This is a genomic window from Streptomyces sp. NPDC018263 (assembly GCF_055562575.1).
On record NZ_JBVHFA010000009.1, the window covers coordinates 38,521 to 56,679 of the forward strand.

Below are 18,159 nucleotides of genomic sequence, written 5' to 3' on the forward strand. Positions count from 1 at the left end.
GCAGAGCGGGGGCCGGGACAACGGACCCATTGAAGGATCGTTCAACGATCCTCTACGGTGCTCCCCACGGCTCACCCACCCGCACCCCCCTCCCGCTTCTGCGAGGTGCCGCCCATGAGCACGACTCCCCCGCCCGAGCTGACCGCCGTCCCGGACCAAGCCGCCCACGAGGAAGGCCCGTTCGGCTGGTTCCGCGCCCTCGGCCCGCGCGGCCGCCGCGCCTTCGCCGGCGCCTTCGGGGGCTACGCCCTCGACTCCTACGACTACTTCACGCTGCCGCTGACCATGGTCGCGCTGGCCGCGTACTTCCATCTCGACAGCGGCCAGACCGGCCTGCTGACCACGGTCACACTGGTGGTGTCCGCCGTCGGCGGCGCCCTGGCGGGGATGCTCGCGGACCGGATCGGCCGGGTCCGGGCCCTGATGATCACCGTCGTCACCTACGCGGTGTTCACCGTCGCCTGCGGCTTCGCCCCCACCTACGAGACGCTGCTGCTCTTCCGCGCCCTCCAGGGGCTCGGGTTCGGCGGTGAGTGGGCGGTCGGGGCGATCCTGGTCGCCGAGTACGCGAGCGCGCGGCACCGGGGGCGCACCCTCGGCGTGGTGCAGAGTTCCTGGGCGGTCGGCTGGGGTCTGGCCGTGATCGTCTACACCCTGGTGTTCTCCTTCGTCGGTGAGGACCTGGCCTGGCGCGTGCTGTTCTGGACCGGCGCGCTGCCCGCGCTGCTGGTGGTGTGGCTGCGCCGCCAGGTGCACGACGCGCCGCAGGCCGCGGCGGCCCGCGAACACAGCCCGGAGCGCGGCTCGTTCGCGGCCATCTTCCGGCCGGGCACGGCCGACGAGCCGGGCCTGCTGCGCGTCACGCTCTTCGCGAGCCTGCTCTCCACCGGGGTCCAGGGCGGCTACTACACGCTGGCCACCTGGGTCCCGACCTACCTCAAGACCGAGCGCGGCCTCTCCGTCGTCGGCACCGGCGGCTATCTGGCGCTGCTGATATCCGGGGCCTTCCTCGGCTATCTGACCGGCGGCCACCTCACCGACCGGCTGGGCCGGCGCCGCACCATCTGGCTCTTCGCGCTGCTGTCGGCGGTCTGCGTGCTGGCCTATGCCCGCATCCCGTCCGGCGCGAGCACCCTGCTGCTGGTGCTGGGCTTCCCGCTCGGCTTCTGCATGTCCGCCATCTTCAGCGGCTTCGGCTCCTACCTGAGCGAGCTGTACCCGACGCCGGTGCGCGGTACGGGACAGGGCTTCACGTACAACACCGGGCGCGCGGTGGGCGCGGTCTTCCCGACGCTGGTGGGCTTCCTGGCCGACAGTTGGGGCGTCGGCGGTGCGCTGGCGTTCGGCGCGGCGGGCTACGGGCTGGCCGCGCTGGCGCTGTTCGGGCTGCCGGAGACACGCGGGCGGGAGCTGGCATGACCCGCCCCGACCTGACCGGCGACCGTCCGGTGGCCCTGGCCGAGACCGGCGCCCGCGACTGGAGCCCCCGCACCGCGCGGGCCCGCTTCCGCGCGGGCCTGACCGGCCCCACGGCGGGTGTCGCCGCGGGGCACACCCAGGCCAACCTGATCGCGGTGCCCGCCGACTGGGCCTACGACATGCTGCTGTTCTGCCAGCGCAACCCCCGCCCCTGCCCGGTGCTGGACGTGACGGACGCGGGCGCGGTCACCACCGTCCTCGCGCCGGACGCCGACCTGCGCACCGATCTGCCGCGCTACCGGGTGTGGCAGGACGGCGAGCTGGTGGCCCAGCCCACCGACGCACGCCCGTACTGGCGGGACGACCTGGTGGCGTTCCTGCTGGGGTGCAGCTTCACCTTCGAGTGGGCGCTGGCCGGGGCGGGCGTACCGATCCGCCATGTCGAGCAGGGCCGCAACGTGCCGATGTATGTGACCGGCCGCCAGTGCCGCCCGGCGGGACGGCTGCGCGGGCCGATGGTGGTGTCGATGCGTCCGGTGCCGCCGGAGCACCTGCGGGCCGCGATCCGGGAGAGCGGGCTGCTCCCCGCCGTGCACGGCGGCCCGGTGCACTGCGGTGACCCGGCCGCCCTCGGCATAGCGGACCTGGGCCGCCCCGACTTCGGCGACCCGGTGGAGATGGCGCCGGACGACATCCCGGTGTTCTGGGCGTGCGGGGTGACCCCGCAGGCGGCGGTGACGGCCTCCCGGCCGCCGTTCGCCCTCACGCACGCGCCGGGGCAGATGTTCCTGACCGACGCCCGCGACGAGCAGTACCGCGTGGTCGGCGTCGACTGATCCGTGTACCACCAGAGGAGGTCCGTACCCGATGACCGTGACCGAGCCGGTCGATCTCAACGCCGACCTGGGGGAGGGCTTCGGCCGCTGGCGACTGACCGACGACGAGGGGCTGTTGACCGTCGTCACCAGCGCCAATGTGGCCTGCGGCTTCCACGCCGGGGACGCGGTCACCATGCGCCGGGTGTGTGAACTGGCCGCCGCGCGCGGGGTGGCGATCGGGGCCCAGGTCTCCTACCGCGACCTCGCCGGTTTCGGCCGGCGCGCGATGGACGTGCCGTCCGCCGAGCTGGCGGCCGAAGTCGCCTATCAGATCGGCGCGTTGGAGGTCTTCGCGCGGGCCGCCGGCGCCCGCGTGGCCTACGTCAAGCCGCACGGCGCCCTGTACAACCGGGCCGTACGGGACGAGGAGCAGGCCCGCGCGGTGGTCGACGGGGTGCTGCTGGCCGGGGCCCGGCTGCCGGTGCTGGGGCTGCCCGGCTCGCGCCTGCTGGAGGCGGCCGGGAAGGCGGGCCTCCGGGCGGTCCCGGAGGCGTTCGCGGACCGCGCGTACACCGACGAGGGCACGCTCGTGCCGCGCGACCGGGAGGGTGCCGTGGTCAGCGACCCGGAGACGGTGGTGGACCGCTCGCTGGACCTCGCCCGCTCCGGCGAGGTCACCGCGCTCTCCGGCGCCCGCATCCGGGTGAGGGCGCGCTCCCTGTGCCTGCACGGCGACACCCCCGGCGCGGTCGAGCTGGCCCGGCGGGTGCGGACCCGGCTGGCCTCGGCGGGCGTGCCGGTGGAGGCGTTCGCGTGAGGGCGCTGCCGGTGGGCGCGCACGCCCTGCTGGTGGAGGTCGCCTCCGCCGAGCAGGCGCGGGCCCTGCACGCGGAGCTGCTGCGGCGGCGCGCGGCGGGCTCACTGACCGCCCGCGAGATCGTCCCGGCGGCCCGTACGGTCCTGCTGGACGGCGTGGACGACCCGGTACGCCGGGCCGCCGAACTGACCGCCGCCGAGCCGCCGCCCATGCCTCCCGTCGACTCCGCCCCGGTCGAGATCCCGGTGCGCTACGACGGACCCGACCTCGCGGAGGTCGCCGCGCACTGGGGCGTGTCCGCGCGCGAGGTGGCCCAGATCCACGCGGACACGGAGTTCACGGTGGCCTTCTGCGGCTTCGCCCCGGGCTTCGGCTACCTCACCGGCCTGCCGGAACACCGGTACGTGCCGCGCCGGTCCACCCCGCGTACGGCGGTCCCGGCCGGGTCGGTCGCGCTGGCCGGGCCGTACACCGGGGTGTATCCGCGTTCGTCGCCGGGCGGCTGGCAGTTGATCGGCCGTACGGACGCCGTGCTGTGGGACACCGCGCGGGAACCGGCCGCCCTGCTGGCGCCGGGCACGCGGGTGCGCTTCACGCCGGTGGGGGCCGCGTGACGGACCGTGCGCTGGTGGTGGTTCGGGCGGGCGCGCTGACGACCGTGCAGGACCGGGGGCGGCCCGGCCATGCCCACCTGGGTGTCCCCCGCTCCGGCGCCCTGGACCAGCCCGCCGCCGCGCTCGCCAACCGGCTGGTCGGCAACTCCCCGGACGCGGCCGTGCTGGAGACGACGCTCGACGGCTGTGCCGTACGGGCCCGTTCGGCGGTCGTCGTCGCGGTCTGCGGGGCGCCCTGTCCGGTGGCGGTGGGCGGCCGCCCGGCGCCCTGGGGCGCACCGTTCCGGGTGCCCTCCGGCGAGGTGCTGGAGGTGGGGGCGGCGGTGGCGGGGGTGCGGTCCTACCTGGCGGTCTCGGGCGGGGTCGCGGTGGAGCCGGTGCTCGGCAGCCGGGCCACGGACCTGCTGTCGGGCCTCGGCCCACCGCCGCTCGCCGACGGCGCGGTGCTCCCGCTGGGCCGGCCGGCGGCCGCTCCGGCCCGCCTGGACACCGCCCCGCAGCCGGCGCCCCCGGCCGAGCTGGTGCTCCGGGTGACGCTGGGGCCCCGCGAGGACTGGTTCACCCCGCGGGCCCTCACGGACCTGACGAGCCGTACGTACCGGGTCTCCCCGGCCGGCAACCGCATCGGCCTGCGCACGGAGGGACCCGCGCTGGAACGCGCCCGGCCGGGCGAACTCCCCAGCGAGGGAATCGTGTTGGGGGCGGTCCAGGTCCCGCCGGACGGTCTGCCCCTGATCTTCCTGGCCGACCACCCCACGACCGGCGGCTACCCGGTCTCGGCGGTGGTCCACCCGGCGGACCTGCCGGGCGCGGCCCAGGCGAGGCCGGGGACACCGCTGCGCTTCGTACCCGTACGCCGCTGAAGGGGCCCGCCGGCGGGCCGGCGGGCCCCGTGCTCACAGGGTCTGCGGGTCCTGTTCGAAGCGGCTGCGGACCGCCGTCTGGACCTCGTCCTCCTCGGCGGGGTCGGCGGCCAGGCGGCGGAGGCGTTCGACGACGCGGGCGTCGCCGGTCTCGGCGTGGCGGGCGGCCAGTTCGCGGGTGGTCTCCTCGCAGTCCCACAGGCACTCGACGGCGAACCCGGCGGCGAAGGAGGGGTCGGTGGCCGCGAGCGCGCGGGCGGCGCGGCCACGCAGATGGGAGGAGGCCGTCTCCCGGTAGATGTGGCGCAGTACGGGCGCCGCGCAGGCGATGCCCAGGCGTCCGGCGCCGTCGACCAGAGTCCACAGGGTGGGCGCGTCGGGGCCCTCGCCCCGCACGGCCTCGCGCAGGGCGCCGAGGACGAGGTCGCTGTCCTTCGCGCCGCCCCGGCAGGCCAGCACGCGTCCGGCGGCGGCGCCGAGCGCGTCGGGCCGCTGGGCCCAGCGGCGGGCGCGGTCGACGGCGGCCGGGGTGCGCATCCGTTCGAAGGCGTCGAGCGCGGCGTCCACCACCACACCGGGGCCGTCCGCGACGGCGGCCTCGACCAGGTCGAGCGTCTCGGGCGCCCCGCTGTCGGCGAGATAGCGCAGGGCGGTGCAGCGGGCGCCGTCGGTGCCGGAGCGGGCGGCGGCCAGGATCTCCGGCCGGTCCTCGGGCGCGGCGACGGCGACCAGGCAGCGGGCGGCGGGGACATGGAGGGCGGCACCGCGCTCCAGGCCCTGCTGGGCCCACTCGAACACGGCGTCCACGCTCCAGCCCGGCCGGGGCCCGGCGGGCCGCATCTGCTGCTGCCAGCGGTCGAAGCTGCCGGCCTCGCGGGCGGCACGCACCCGGGCGGAGACGGACTCGCGCGGGTCGTCGGCCCACAGCCGCCAGGGCCTGGGCTCGAAGGCGTCGCGTACGACGGCGGCGAGTTCGGCCTCGCCGGCCGGGTCGGTGCCGAAGCGGGCCAGTACGGGGGCGGCGAGGGCGCGCAGGCCCGCGTCGTCGTCGCGCAGCGCCAACTCGTCCAGCGCCCAGGCCCAGTTGGCGCCCTGGGCGGCGTACCGGCGCAGCAGGGCGAGGGCGTCGAGCCTGCCGTAGGAGGCGAGGTGGCCGAGGACGGCGAGGGCGAGCCCGGTGCGGGACTCCTCGGTGTCGAGGGCGTCCACGGGGTCGAGGAGGTGGGCCTCGATGGCGTCCAGCCCGCCGTTCAGGTCGAGGTAGAGGCGGGCGTAGTAGAGGGAGCGGTTCTCCACCTGCCAGTCGTGGCGGGGATCGTGGAGGACGCAGTGGTCGAGGGCCTGGAGCGCCTCGGCGCGGGGGGCGGTGAGCGCGTGCAGGGTGCCGTCGCCCCGGCCCCGCTGGAACAGGCCGAGCAGGGTACCGCTGGGCGCTATGACCGGATCGAACATGGGAAACAGCCTCACATCAAGCGTCGACGCAACCGGGGACCACTCATCACCTGGCCGCGTGACACAACGTCGGAGCGCCCGCCGTCTCGTGCTTGCTGCTGCCCATTTTCTCTCTGCCTCTCGTCGGGGCCCCTTGCGGGCCGCTTCACGGCCCGCGTGGTGCGGCATCTCCCGCCCGGCCATCACGTCCGTGAATCACGTCGTCATGATGACCCGCGGTTTGTGCCGCCGCGACCGTATTTACGGCGGTCCCCCTCCGCCTCCCCCCGTGGATCTCCGCCCCTCGAAGGGGCCGGTTGCCGAAGTGTCAGTGCGCGCCGAACAGTTCCAGAAGTTCGATCTTGCCGAACATGCGGGCGGTGTCGACGGCCGAGGGCGTGCCCGCGGCCGGGTCGGCGCCGCCGTCGAGCAGCGCCTGGATGACCGCCGTCTCGCCCTTGAACACGGCTCCGGCGAGCGGGGTCTGCCCCCGGTCATTGATCCGGTCGGCGTCGGCGCCGCGCTGGAGCAGCGCCCGGACCGCGTCGGCGTGCCCGTGGTACGCGGCGAGCATCACCAGGCAGTCGCCGCGGTCGTTGGTGAGCCCGACCGGGACCCCCGCGTCGACGTAGGCGACCAGTTCCTCGGTCCGGCCCTGCCGGGCCAGGTCGAAGATCTTGGTCGCCAGCTCCACGACCTGCGGGTCGGGGGCTTCGCTCATCGGCCGGACCGCCTCTCATGACTTCCGTTCGGGTGAATCGCCAGCGTACTGGCTCGCGCACCGGCGTGGGGGCCCTGCCCGGCCGGGTGACCGACGGTTCCACCACCCGTGGGAAAAACGCCGAATTTCACCCACTTGCACCTTTTATCGTATGGATACATTCTGTGATCCTGGAAGTACTCATGGTGACTGTCCCCCCTTCGACACCAGGAGGTCCCAAATGATCCTCTCCATGTCCGGCGTGGTCCTGCTCGGCATCATCGTCTTCCTGTTCTTCCGCAAGGACGGGCTCAAGGGATCGCACGCCGTCGTCTCGGCGCTGTTCGGCTTCTACCTGGCGAGCACGGCCATCGCGCCCAGCATCAAGGCGGGCGGCGAGAGCCTGGCGAGCCTCCTCGGCGGCATCAAGTTCTGAGCGCGCCCCTCCCCCGAGGTCACGCGGACCGGCGGGTCCCGTCCGAGGGGGAGTCTCCCCACGCCCGTACCCACCTCCAGGAGACAGCAGTGGCCCGGCGCCCACTCCCCCGCATTCTGAGCAAGGACAGCGCGCAGCTCGCCCGCACCCAGCTCGCCCGGAGCCGGGAGCTGGCCCGGACGGCGGCCGACAGCGCCACGGACGTCCTCCACCCGCTGATCACCATCTCGCGCGGCCTGCGCCGGCTGGCCCTGGCCGGCCGGGCCAAGGTGGCGGCCACCCCGAAGGACAAGCGGGGTCCGCTGCTGTTCCTGGCGGCAGCCGTGGTCATGGCCGTCGCGCTGATGCCGTACGGCCCGCTGCTGGCCGCCGTGTCCCTGATGGTCGCGGCGGCCTGGTACGGACGCGACCACACCCCGGCCGCGCCCGAGGGACCCGACCCGGCGCAGGCCGAACGGCTCCAGTCGCTGTACGAGGCGCTGGTGCCGTGTTTCTCCACCGCCGACGACCCGGCCCCGCTGTACGCGCACGGCGGCGCCTGGGACGCGGTCTTCACGGAGCACGAGTTCGACGAGGGCGGCCGGCTGGAGCGGATCGTGATCCGCTACCCGGCGTACTTCCCGGACGGCGACCCGGAGTCCCGCGCGCGGGTCGAGCGACTGCTGACCGCGAAGGCGGGGCGCGGCCGGGAGTACCGCTTCGCCTGGGAGGAGGAGGGCAACCGGCTCACGCTGAGCGTCCTCGCCGCCCTGCCCACCGACGTCACCGCCCAGCACTTCGTCACCGCGCCGGGCGAGACGGTGCTCGGCTTCACCGACCCCGACGAGGTCCAGCGCACCCTCCCGCTCTCCTACGGCGAGGAGACGTGCGACGTGCCTCCGGTGGTCTGGCGCACCGGCAGCCGCTCGCCGGAGCCGCATCTGCTGGTCATGGGCCAGCCGGGCAGCGGCACGTCCACGCTGGTGCGCTCCATCGCCCTCCAGGCGCTGCGGCACGGCGACGTGATGATCGTCGACGGCGGCGGCACCGGCGAGTACTCCTGCCTCATCGGCCGGGCGGGCGTGCTGGCCGTGGAGTGTGCGCCGGCCGGGGCGGTGGCCGGTCTCGAGTGGGCCGCGCAGGAGACCGAGCGGCGGCTCCTCGCGGTCAACCAGGCCCGGCAGGCGGGTGGTCCGCCACCGGAGGACACCACGCGTCCCCTGTGGGTCCTCCTGGACCGCCCGACCGTCTTCACCCACCTCGCGGAGGCGGAGCACCGCACCGACCCGCAGGCCCTGCTCCAGGTCCCGCTGCGGCACGGGCGGGCGGCGGGGGTGACGGTGGTGGTGGCCGAGCAGTTCGACAGCGCGGACACCCTGAGCGAGGCGATCGGCCAGCACACCCGCGCCCGGGTGGTCCTCGGCCCGGCCTCCCCGCAGCAGGTCGCCGCCTTCCTGGGCGCCCCGCCGCCCACCACGCCGCCCGACCGGACCCCGCCCGGCCGCGGCTACGCCCGCCTCGGCTCCGGCCCCGTCCACCGCCTCCAGGTCCCGGCCACCCCGGACCCCTACGACGAGGCGACCCCGGAACCGGAGCGCCAGGCGGTGCTGTCCCTGCTGCCGGAGCGTGTCACCCCGGCGGAATCGGAGCCGGCCCGCTCCATGGAGGTCGTCTCCCCCGCCGAGCCGGCGGACGCGGTCCCGGCGGACCGGGCCTGATCTCCGTACACACGCACGTGCCCGCTCCGAGAGGTCGGAGCGGGCACGTTTCGTATGCACCGAGTGAGCCTCTGAGCCCGCCGAAACCCCAAGGCCCCCGCAGGGTCACGCCACGAACGCCCCCGACGCCTCCCCGCCCCCGGTGACCCCCGACTCCACCAGCCGCGCGGCGGACGCCAGCCGGGCCGCCGCCTCGTCGGCCACCGCGCCGCCGACCGTGAAGGGCAGCCGCAGGTACCCCTCGAAGGCGCCGTCGACGCCGAAGCGGGGGCCGGAGGGGACGCGGACGCCGACCCGCTCGCCCACCTCGGCGAGGCGGGAGCCGGACAGGCCCCCGGCGCGGACCCAGAGGGTGAGACCGCCGGAGGGGACCTCGTACTCCCAGCCGGGCAGTTCGCGGCGGAGGGCGGCGAGCAGGTCGTCGCGGTTGTCGCGGGCCTGGGAGCGGCGGAGCGCCACGGCCTGCTCCCAGCCGCCGCTGGTGAACAGCCAGTGCACGGCGAGCTGTTCGAGGACCGGGGTGCCGAGGTCGGCGTAGGCGCGCGCGGCGACCAGGCTGCGGATGACGTCGGGGGCGGCCCGCACCCAGCCGATGCGCATCCCGGCCCAGAACGCCTTGCTCGCCGAGCCGACGGTGATGACGGTCGAACCGGCCGGGTCGAAGCCGCACATCGGGCGGGGCATGTTCCGGCCCAGCTCCTCCTCGAACCACAGCTCGCTCATCGTCTCGTCGGCGACCAGCACGGTCCCGGCCGCGCGGGCCGCGTCCACCAGCCGGCGCCGCTGGTCCTCGTCGGCCAGCGCGCCCGTCGGGTTGTGGAAGTCGGCGACGACATAGGCGAGCCGGGGGGCTGCCTCGCGGAGCACCTGGCGCCAGCGGTCGAGGTCCCAGCCGCTGAGCCCCTCGGCCATGGCGACCGGGACGAGCCGGGCGCCCGCCTCCCGCATGAGCTGGAGGATGTTGGCGTAGGACGGGGATTCGACGGCGATCCGCTCGCCCCGGCCCGCGAAGAGGTGGCAGATGGCGTCGATGGCGCCCATCGCACCGGTGGTCACCATGATCTGCTCGGGCATCGTGGGGATGCCCTGCGCGGTGTACCGCTCGGCGATCGTCGCGCGCAGCGCGGGCAGCCCGGCCGGGTAGTCGCCGTGGGTGTGGGCGTAGGGCGGGAGGTCCTCCAGCGCGCCGGAGACGGCGCGGGTGAGCCAGGGCTCGGGCGCGGGGAGGGCCGCGCAGCCCAGGTCGATCATGGAGCCGAGCGCCTCGGGCGGCAGGGGTTCGAGGCCGCGCGCCGGCAGCGGGTTGCCCGCCGGGACGGCCGTCCAACTGCCCGCCCCGCGCCGGGACTCCAGGAAGCCCTCGGTGCGCAGCGTCTCGTACGCGGCGGCGACGGTGGTGCGGCTGACGGAGAGGGCGAGGGCCAGTTCACGTTCGGCGGGCAGCCGGGCGGCCACGGGGACGCGGCCCTCCAGGACGAGCAGCCGGATGCCGTCGGCCAGCGCGCGGTAGGCGGGCGGGCGCCGTGTGCCGGGGCCACCGGGGCGGTCCTGCTGGGAGTTGAGGAGCCGGGCGAGCTGAGCGGCGCCCACCGCAGAGGTCCAATGCGCCATGAAGATCAGTCCACCTTCCCCGGATTGGCCATGGATGGCTCTCCGCCCCAAGCCACAGAGTGACATGGGTCAGTCCACCGTCACCACCCCAGGGGGGTATTCCATGTCCGCTACGGGCCGTCTCGCCCGCCGGCTGTTCCAGCTCTACGCCGGTCTCGCGCTGTACGGGGCGAGTTCGGCGCTGCTCGTCCGCTCGAGCCTCGGCCTGGAGCCGTGGAACGTGCTGCACCAGGGGCTCGCCGCCCGCACCGGCCTCAGCATGGGCGTGGTGCTGACTCTGCTCGGCGCCGCGATCCTGCTGCTGTGGATTCCGCTGCGCCAGCGCCCCGGCCTGGGCACGGTCTCCAACGTGCTGGTGATCGGCTTCGCCATGGACGGTGCCCTGTCGGTGCTGCCCGGCGCGCACGGCATGGCCGCGCGGATCGCGCTGCTGGTCTCCGGGATCGTGCTCAACGGCGCGGCGACCGGCCTGTACATCGCGGCGGACTTCGGCCCCGGCCCGCGCGACGGCCTGATGACCGGCCTGCACCGCCGCACCGGCCGCTCGATCCGGCTGATCCGCACCTGCGTGGAGATCACCGTGGTGGCGACCGGCTTCGCCCTCGGCGGCACGGTCGGCGCCGGCACCGTGCTGTACGCGCTGGCGATCGGCCCGCTCGCCCAGTTCTTCCTGCGCGTCTTCGCGCTGCGCCCGGCGCCCGTGCCGAGCAGGGTGGTTGCCGCCCACACGCCGGAGCGCGCGATACTGCGCCGGTGACCGAGCCGATACGCCACCCGTACCTGGACCACCCCGGCCCCATCCCCTTCGCCCACCGGGGCGGGGCGGCGAAGGGGCCGGAGAAGACCGAGAACACGGTGGCGCAGTTCCACCGGGCGGTCGCGCTGGGCTACCGCTACATCGAGACCGACGTCCACCTCACCGCGGACGGCACGCTGATCGCCTTCCACGACGACTCCCTGGACCGGGTCACCGACGGCACCGGGCGCATCGCCGACCTGCCGTGGGCGGAGGTCCGCCAGGCACGGGTGGGCGGCCGGGAGCCGGTACCGCTCTTCGCGGAGCTGCTGGAGACGTTCCCGGAGGTCCGCTGGAACGTGGACGTCAAGGCGGAGGCGGCCCTGCTGCCGTTCCTGGAGCTGGTCGGGCGGACGGACGCCTGGGACCGCGTCTGCCTGGGCTCCTTCTCCGAGGCGCGGGTGCGCCGGGCGCAGCGGCTCGCGGGGCCGAGGCTGGCCACCTCCTTCGGCACGCTGGGCGTACTGGGGCTGCGGCTGCGCTCGTGGGGACTGCCCGCCCCGGTGCGCGGCTCGGCCGTGGCGGCGCAGGTGCCGGAGGCCCAGTCGGGCGTCCCGGTGGCCGACGGACGCTTCGTGCGGGCGGCGCACGCGCGCGGTCTCCAGGTGCACGTGTGGACGGTCAACGAACCCGAGCGGATGCACCGGCTCCTGGACCTGGGGGTCGATGGCATCATGACCGATCACATCGACACGTTGCGCGAGGTCATGGAGGACCGCGGCGTCTGGGTCTGACCGGGCCCCGCGACGCCTCCCCCGCCTTGGCACGGCACTGCGGCGGGGAAGCGAGGCGCGGGGTGGGGATCGACACCGTGCGGGCGGGGGCGTCCGACGAGACGGCGGGTTCACGGCGCGAGCAACGCGGCTGGTACTGGTACGACTGGGCGTGCTCGGTCTACTCCACCAGCGTCCTGACCGTGTTCCTCGGCCCGTACCTGACCGCCGTGGCCCGGCACGCGGCCGACGCCGACGGCTATGTGCACCCGCTCGGGCTGCCGGTGCGCGCGGGGTCGTTCTTCGCCTACACGGTCTCCCTGTCCGTGATCGTCGCGGTGCTGGTGATGCCCCTGGTGGGGAGCCTGGCCGACCGTACGGGCCGCAAGAAGCCGCTGCTGGCGGCGGCCGCGTACACCGGGGCGGCCGCGACCACGGGCATGTTCTTCCTGGACGGCGACCGGTATCTGCTGGGCGGCCTGCTGCTGGTGGTGGCCAACGCGGCGCAGTCGGTCGGGATGATGCTCTACAACTCCTACCTGCCGCAGATCGCCCCGCCCGCCGAACGCGACCGGGTCTCCTCGCGCGGCTGGGCCTTCGGCTACGCGGCCGGCTCCCTGATGCTGGTCGCCGACCTGGTGCTGTACCTGGCCCACGACTCCTTCGGGCTCTCCGAGTCGGCGGCCGTGCGGGTGTGCCTGGCCTCGGCCGGGCTGTGGTGGGGCGCCTTCGCGCTGATTCCGCTGCGCCGGCTGCGCGACCGGCACGCGCGCGCCGCGGCCGCACCGACCGGCCTGCGCCAACTGGCGGCCACGGTGCGGGACATGCGCCGTCACCCCCGCACTCTCGCCTTCCTGCTGGCGTACCTCGTCTACAACGACGGCATCCAGACGGTGATCACCCAGGCGTCGGTGTACGGCTCCGAGGAGCTGGGCCTTGAGCAGTCCACGCTGATCGGCGCGGTCCTGCTGGTGCAGGTGCTGGCGGTCGCGGGCGCGCTGGCGATGGGCCGGCTGGCACGGACCTACGGCGCCCAGCGCACGATCCTCGGCTCCCTGGTGGCATGGACGCTCACCCTGGCCGCCGGGTACTTCCTGCCCGCCGGGGCGCCGGTGTTCTTCTACGTGCTGGCGGCCGCGATCGGCCTGGTCCTCGGCGGCAGCCAGGCGCTCTCCCGCTCCCTGTTCTCCCACCTGATCCCGCCGGGCAAGGAGGCGGAGTACTTCTCCGCGTACGAGATGAGCGACCGGGGCATGAGCTGGCTCGGCCCGCTGCTGTTCGGGGTGACCTACCAGCTCACCGGCAGCTACCGCTCGGCGATCGTCTCCCTGGTGGCCTTCTTCGTGATCGGCTTCGTGCTGCTGGCGCGGGTACCGGTCCGGCGTGCGATCGGCGAGGCGGGGAACCCGGTTCCCGAGAGGATTTAGCGTTCAACACGAAAGGGCGGTAGTGTACGCGTTTGGCCTGCCAGGCGTACCGTTACTGCGCGTCAAAGACAGCGAAACGCTGGGTCATATCTGCGAGCAGATGTGACAAACCGGGCGTAGGTGGGTACAACAAGGGGCGGCTACGACGGCGACGCACGACCCGGAACGGGACTCGGAACGGGAATCTTTACCGCCGACCGGACGTTGACCGGATGACGACGACAGCGACACCTGTCCTGTGGGCGACAAGCCCGGGAGGCACGATTCATGAGTGAGCGAGCTCTTCGCGGTACGCGCCTCGTGGTGACCAGCTACGAGACGGACCGCGGCATCGACCTGGCCCCGCGCCAGGCCGTGGAGTACGCATGCGAGAAGGGGCATCGTTTCGAGATGCCCTTCTCGGTCGAGGCGGAGATTCCGCCGGAGTGGGAGTGCAAGGTCTGCGGGGCCCAGGCACTCCTGGTCGACGGCGACGGCCCTGAGGAGAAGAAGGCCAAGCCCGCGCGTACCCATTGGGACATGCTGATGGAACGGCGCACCCGCGAGGAACTCGAAGAGGTCCTCGAGGAGCGTCTGGCGGTCCTGCGGTCGGGCGCGATGAACATCGCGGTACACCCGCGCGACAGCCGCAAGTCCGCGTAGCCCCCAGGGGCCGCGCCGGACCGAGCGCACAGTGAGAACCGCGGGCGCCGTACATCTTCAGGGTGTACGGCGCCCGCGGTTTCGTGCTGTCCCGAGCCGGCTCAGCGGCTCAGCGGGGGCCGGGGCTCGTCGGCGGGGTCGTCGCGGCGCTCGCGGACGACCTCGCCCTGCACCACCTTGCCGTCCGGGCGGTGGATACGGGCCTGCTGGAAGGCGTCGCCGAAGGAACCCGGCGTGGCCGCGCCCAGCTTGCGGCTGACCACGTGCTCGGTGCGGCGGCGTACCAGGTTCTGCACCGGGGGCAGCAGCAGGAGCAGTCCGGCCACGTCGGAGAGCATGCCGGGGAGCATCAGCAGAAGTCCGGCGAGCATCAGCAGGCCGTTGCTGCCGCCGCCCGAGGAGGGCGCGGTACCGCGCCGCAGCGCCTCGTCCAGGCTGCGGAAGGCGCGGCGGCCGGCCCGCTTCACCACGACCGCGCCCGCGACGAAGCTCGCGGCCAGGATCAGGAACACGGCGAGGCCCCCGGCCGCGTCCGCGACCAGGGTGAACAGCCAGATCTCCAGCACCAGCCACGCGGCGAGGGCGAGCGGCAGATACCTGCGCGGCGCCGAACGCCTGGGCCGACCGGTCTGACCGGTCTGCCCCGGCTGCGGAGGAGTGGATGCGCCAGTCGTCATGCTTCCAGTGTGCCTGGGCCCCGCCCGGTACTCCTACCTGCCCTTGGCCTTGATCTTGCCGACGCGGTCGCCCACGCCCCACGCGGTGACCCGCCACAGGGCCTCGACCAGGATGTCCCGGCTCATCTTGGAGTCGCCGAACTCGCGCTCCACGAAGGTGATCGGGACCTCCACCACGTGGTAACCGGCCTTGACCGCGCGGCGGGCCAGGTCGACCTGGAAGCAGTAGCCCTGGGAGGCGACCTCCTCCAGACCGAGCCCCTGGAGCGTCTCGGCGCGGAAGGCGCGGTAGCCGCCGGTGATGTCGCGCAGCGGCAGGTCGAGGGCGATCCGGGAGTACAGGCTGCCGCCGCGGGAGATGGCCTCGCGCGAGCGGGGCCAGTTCACCACCCGGCCGCCGGGCACCCAGCGCGAGCCGAGGACCAGGTCGGCGCCCTTGAGGGCGGTCAGCAGACGGGGCAGTTCCTCGGGCTGGTGGGAGCCGTCGGCGTCCATCTCGACCAGCACGCCGTAGCCGTGCTCCAGGCCCCAGCGGAAGCCCGCCAGGTAGGCGGCGCCCAGGCCCTCCTTGCCCTTGCGGTGCAGCACCTGGACGTGGTCGTCCGCGGCGGCCAGCTCGTCGGCCAGCTTGCCGGTGCCGTCCGGGCTGTTGTCGTCCGCCACGAGGACGTGCGCCTCGGGGACGGCCTTGCGTACCCGGCCCACGATGGCCTTGATGTTCTCCGCCTCGTTGTAGGTCGGAATGATCACCAAGGCCGTGCCGAGCGGACCGAACTGCCGCCCTCTGGCCTTGGCCGAGAGGGTCCCGTCGCCGTCGTTCACTGCTGCCCCTTCATGTCGTGCGCAGGCGTCCACCATAGTGGGCACGGCCTGCGATGACGCGGCGGCACGGGCCTCGGGTGGTGTCGGAAGCCGGTGAGCGGGGTAGGAGCGCGTTTTCCGGCGCGTTTCGCGCGGCGGATGGGGGCCCGCGCCGCCCTTCGGGCCGGCCTGGGACCCGCTGGCTGCGGGTCGACCGAGAGCCGTTGTCTACTGAGCGCGCGGGCCCCATCCGGGTCACACCTTGCCGACCGGCCGGAGCGCTCCCTCGTCGGCGCGAGCACTGCGCCTGGCTGCCGTCGACGGTGCCCGGTACGGCACACCGCCCTGACCCAGTGGCGCCGCGACGAGTGGCTGAACACTCCCCGGTCGAACGTCCGTTGGTGGACTCGGCCGAACCTACCCGCCCGCCGCCGTCGGCTGTCAACAGCCCCCGGCCAGGGCTTACACCGGGCGGGGCGCGGAAACAGGCGGGGATGCGCAGGTCGGGCGACCGGGCGGCGCCACCCGTTCGGCTCCACCGGCGGGCCGGGAGATCACTCGCCCGGCCGTACGAACACCGTCCGGCCCCCGACCACCGTCCGCAGGCAGACCGGAAGACCGGTGCCGGGGGTGAGGTCGGGCAGGCCGGGCGTGCCGGAGCGGGGGTCGGTGGACCAGCGGGCCACCCGGTCGTCGGGGGCCTGCACGATCAGGTCGCCGGTGTGCCAGACCGCGTAGTCGGCGGGCGCGCCCGGCACCAGGACGCCCGCGTCGTCCCGGCCGACGGCGCGCCAGCCGCCGCGCGTGTGCGCCGTGAACGCGGCCCGCACCGACACCCGGTGCTCCGGCGTGCGGTGGAAGGCGGCGGCGCGGACGGTGCCCCAGGGGTCGAGCGGGGTGACCGGGCTGTCGGAGCCGAAGGCGAGCGGCACCCCGGCGCGCAGCAGGGCCGCGTACGGGTTGAGGGTGCGGGCCCGCTCGGCGCCGAGGCGGTCGGCGTACATGCCGTCCTCGCCGCCCCAGATCGCGTCGAAGGCGGGCTGGACGGAGGCGATCAGGCCCAGCTCGGCGAAGGCGGCGATGGTGTCGGGGGTGAGCATCTCGGCGTGCTCGACCCGGTGCCGGGCGGCCCGTACGCGGGCGAGGCCGACCTTCTCGGCGGCGGTGCGCACGCCCTCGACCACGGCGGTGACGGCGGCGTCGCCGATGGCGTGGAAGCCCGCCTGGAGCCCGGCCTCGGTGCAGGCGACGACGTGCTCGGCGACCGCGTCGGCGTCCAGGTAGGCGGCGCCGGTGTGCGGGGCGTCCGCGTACGGCTGGTGGAGGCAGGCGGTGTGGGAGCCCAGCGCCCCGTCCACGAAGAGGTCGCCGGCCGCGCCCACCGCGCCCAGTTCGCGCGCCTTGTCGACGTCCCGCTCGGCCCAGTAGCCGACGACGCGGGGGCCGGGCAGCTCACCCGCCAGCCGCAGCAGGCCGGTGAAGTCGTCCTCTGAGGAGATCTGCGGGCCGCCGCACTCGTGCACCGAGCCGATGCCGAGGGAGGCCGCGTGCGCGAGCGCGGTGCGCTGGGCCTCGGCGCGCTGGGCCGGGGCGAGCGCGCCGAGGGCGGCCTCGCGGACGGTGTGGTGGTCGTCGGCGGTGAGCGGGGCGTCGGCGCGGCTCACCCCGGCCGGGACCAGGTCCAGCAGGGCGGTGCTGACGACGGCCGAGTGGACGTCGGCGCGGGAGAGGTAGAGCGGGCGGCCTCCGGTGGCCGCGTCCAGCTCGGCGCGCGTCGGCGGGCGTCCGCCGGGCCAGCGGGCCGCGTCCCAGCCGTGGCCCAGCAGGACCCGGTCGGCGGGGCGGGCGGCGGCGAACTCCCGGACCAGGGCGAGGGCCGCCTCCAGGGTGGGCGCGCCGGAGAGGTCGAGGCCGGTCAGGGCGAGCCCGGTGGCGGTGGTGTGCACATGGGCGTCGGTGAAGGCGGGGGTGACCAGGGCGCCGTCGAGGTCGACCACCTCGTCCACCCCGTCGGCGAAGGCGTCGGCGGCCCCCTCCGAGCCCACCCAGGCGACCTGGCCGCGCTCCACCACCATGGCGGTGGCGAAGGGGTCGGCGGGGCTGTGGACCTCGCCCCGGCGCAGGAGGACGGTCTGGGGGTCGGCGGGCTGCTCACTCATGCCCACCAGTGTCTCCCGTACCCCCTGCGCGCCCGGAACCGGGGCGCGTGTCGGCGGGCTTCAGGAGATCTTCGGCGGGCGTGCCTCGTACGGCGTGGAGAGCACGACCGTGGTGCGGGTGGAGACGCCGGCCAGGGAGCGCAGCCGGGCGAGGAGTTCCTCCAGTTCGTGCGGGGTGGCGACCCGCACCTTGAGGATGTAGTTCTCGTCCCCCGCGACGCTGTGGCACGCCTCGATCTCGGGGACGCCCGCGAGCCGCTCGGCGATGTCGTCCGGGGCGCTGGGGTCGAACGGTTTGACGGAGATGAACGCGGTCATCGGTAGCCCGACGGCCTCGGGGTCGACCACGGCGGCGTAGCCGCGGATGACGCCCCGCTGTTCGAGCCGGCGCACCCGCTGGTGCACGGCCGACGTGGACAGGCCCGTGGCCTTGCCCAGGTCCGTGTAGCTCATCCGCCCGTCCTTGACGAGCAACTGCACGATCTGACGGTCCAGCTCCTCCATGGGCCAGAACCTACCCTGCGGTCCCGCGCGCGTG

18 protein-coding genes are annotated in these 18,159 nt (G+C 74.6%); 11 read left to right on the top strand and 7 right to left on the bottom strand.

Annotated features, from left to right (window positions below):
• Window positions 1-114 precede the first annotated feature (114 nt).
• From ACZ3HQ_RS25110 to ACZ3HQ_RS25130, 5 genes are read left to right on the top strand one after another with little or no spacing between them, the layout of a single operon-like run.
• The gene (locus tag ACZ3HQ_RS25110) at window positions 115-1,419 is read left to right on the top strand and encodes an MFS transporter (RefSeq protein ID WP_467514245.1); all 1,305 of its coding nucleotides are present in this window, start codon (window positions 115-117) and stop codon (window positions 1,417-1,419) included.
• Window positions 1,416-2,255 (top strand): putative hydro-lyase, encoded by an 840-nt coding sequence (locus tag ACZ3HQ_RS25115; RefSeq protein ID WP_467514247.1) that lies wholly within the window; start codon window positions 1,416-1,418, stop codon window positions 2,253-2,255. Before ACZ3HQ_RS25110 ends, ACZ3HQ_RS25115 begins: the two co-directional genes overlap by 4 nt.
• Before the next feature lie 31 nt (window positions 2,256-2,286).
• Window positions 2,287-3,054, top strand: coding sequence for a LamB/YcsF family protein (locus ACZ3HQ_RS25120; protein WP_467514249.1), 768 nt, complete (start codon window positions 2,287-2,289; stop codon window positions 3,052-3,054).
• Window positions 3,051-3,668: a 5-oxoprolinase subunit PxpB gene (gene pxpB / locus ACZ3HQ_RS25125; RefSeq protein ID WP_467514250.1), complete on the top strand. Its 618-nt coding sequence runs from the start codon at window positions 3,051-3,053 to the stop codon at window positions 3,666-3,668. Before ACZ3HQ_RS25120 ends, pxpB begins: the two co-directional genes overlap by 4 nt.
• Window positions 3,665-4,531, top strand: coding sequence for a 5-oxoprolinase subunit C family protein (locus ACZ3HQ_RS25130; RefSeq protein ID WP_467514251.1), 867 nt, complete (start codon window positions 3,665-3,667; stop codon window positions 4,529-4,531). Before pxpB ends, ACZ3HQ_RS25130 begins: the two co-directional genes overlap by 4 nt.
• Before the next feature lie 33 nt (window positions 4,532-4,564).
• Here ACZ3HQ_RS25130 and ACZ3HQ_RS25135 read toward each other — a convergent pair whose 3' ends face one another.
• Both ACZ3HQ_RS25135 and ACZ3HQ_RS25140 read right to left on the bottom strand, forming a co-directional pair.
• A complete protein-coding gene (locus ACZ3HQ_RS25135) occupies window positions 4,565-5,983 on the bottom strand; it encodes a HEAT repeat domain-containing protein (RefSeq protein ID WP_467514253.1) in 1,419 nt (472 codons plus the stop codon).
• Window positions 5,984-6,290: 307 nt separating this feature from the next.
• A complete protein-coding gene (locus ACZ3HQ_RS25140; protein ID WP_030810428.1) occupies window positions 6,291-6,683 on the bottom strand; it encodes an ankyrin repeat domain-containing protein in 393 nt (130 codons plus the stop codon).
• Between the two features lie 220 nt (window positions 6,684-6,903).
• On the opposite strand from ACZ3HQ_RS25140, the gene ACZ3HQ_RS25145 reads away from it, so the two are divergent.
• Together ACZ3HQ_RS25145 and ACZ3HQ_RS25150 are read left to right on the top strand one after the other, a co-directional pair.
• Window positions 6,904-7,098 (top strand): hypothetical protein, encoded by a 195-nt coding sequence (locus tag ACZ3HQ_RS25145; protein WP_030810431.1) that lies wholly within the window; start codon window positions 6,904-6,906, stop codon window positions 7,096-7,098.
• An 89-nt stretch (window positions 7,099-7,187) separates the two neighbouring features.
• A complete protein-coding gene (locus tag ACZ3HQ_RS25150) occupies window positions 7,188-8,795 on the top strand; it encodes a hypothetical protein (protein WP_467514255.1) in 1,608 nt (535 codons plus the stop codon).
• A 105-nt stretch (window positions 8,796-8,900) separates the two neighbouring features.
• Here the strand turns inward: ACZ3HQ_RS25150 and ACZ3HQ_RS25155 are convergent, their stop codons facing one another.
• Window positions 8,901-10,406, bottom strand: coding sequence for an SCO1417 family PLP biosynthesis transcription factor (locus tag ACZ3HQ_RS25155; RefSeq protein WP_467514256.1), 1,506 nt, complete (start codon window positions 10,404-10,406; stop codon window positions 8,901-8,903).
• Between the two features lie 64 nt (window positions 10,407-10,470).
• Between ACZ3HQ_RS25155 and yczE the strand changes: the two genes are divergently transcribed.
• From yczE to ACZ3HQ_RS25175, 4 genes are all read left to right on the top strand, one after another.
• Window positions 10,471-11,163 (top strand): membrane protein YczE, encoded by a 693-nt coding sequence (yczE, locus tag ACZ3HQ_RS25160; protein ID WP_467514257.1) that lies wholly within the window; start codon window positions 10,471-10,473, stop codon window positions 11,161-11,163.
• Window positions 11,160-11,936, top strand: a complete 777-nt coding sequence (locus ACZ3HQ_RS25165) for a glycerophosphodiester phosphodiesterase (RefSeq protein ID WP_467514259.1) — start codon at window positions 11,160-11,162, stop codon at window positions 11,934-11,936. Before yczE ends, ACZ3HQ_RS25165 begins: the two co-directional genes overlap by 4 nt.
• Before the next feature lie 62 nt (window positions 11,937-11,998).
• A complete protein-coding gene (locus ACZ3HQ_RS25170) occupies window positions 11,999-13,342 on the top strand; it encodes an MFS transporter (RefSeq protein ID WP_467514260.1) in 1,344 nt (447 codons plus the stop codon).
• Between the two features lie 267 nt (window positions 13,343-13,609).
• Window positions 13,610-13,984, top strand: coding sequence for an RNA polymerase-binding protein RbpA (locus ACZ3HQ_RS25175; protein ID WP_003977404.1), 375 nt, complete (start codon window positions 13,610-13,612; stop codon window positions 13,982-13,984).
• 101 nt (window positions 13,985-14,085) lie between these two features.
• Here the strand turns inward: ACZ3HQ_RS25175 and fxsA are convergent, their stop codons facing one another.
• From fxsA to ACZ3HQ_RS25195, 4 genes are all read right to left on the bottom strand, one after another.
• Window positions 14,086-14,661, bottom strand: coding sequence for an FxsA family membrane protein (gene fxsA / locus ACZ3HQ_RS25180; RefSeq protein ID WP_467514262.1), 576 nt, complete (start codon window positions 14,659-14,661; stop codon window positions 14,086-14,088).
• 33 nt (window positions 14,662-14,694) lie between these two features.
• Complete coding sequence (locus ACZ3HQ_RS25185; RefSeq protein WP_467514263.1) at window positions 14,695-15,483, bottom strand: polyprenol monophosphomannose synthase; 789 nt, start codon at window positions 15,481-15,483, stop codon at window positions 14,695-14,697.
• Between the two features lie 533 nt (window positions 15,484-16,016).
• The gene (locus ACZ3HQ_RS25190) at window positions 16,017-17,621 is read right to left on the bottom strand and encodes an amidohydrolase (protein ID WP_467514265.1); all 1,605 of its coding nucleotides are present in this window, start codon (window positions 17,619-17,621) and stop codon (window positions 16,017-16,019) included.
• A gap of 60 nt (window positions 17,622-17,681) precedes the next feature.
• The gene (locus ACZ3HQ_RS25195; protein WP_030810457.1) at window positions 17,682-18,125 is read right to left on the bottom strand and encodes an Lrp/AsnC family transcriptional regulator; all 444 of its coding nucleotides are present in this window, start codon (window positions 18,123-18,125) and stop codon (window positions 17,682-17,684) included.
• Window positions 18,126-18,159 lie beyond the last annotated feature (34 nt).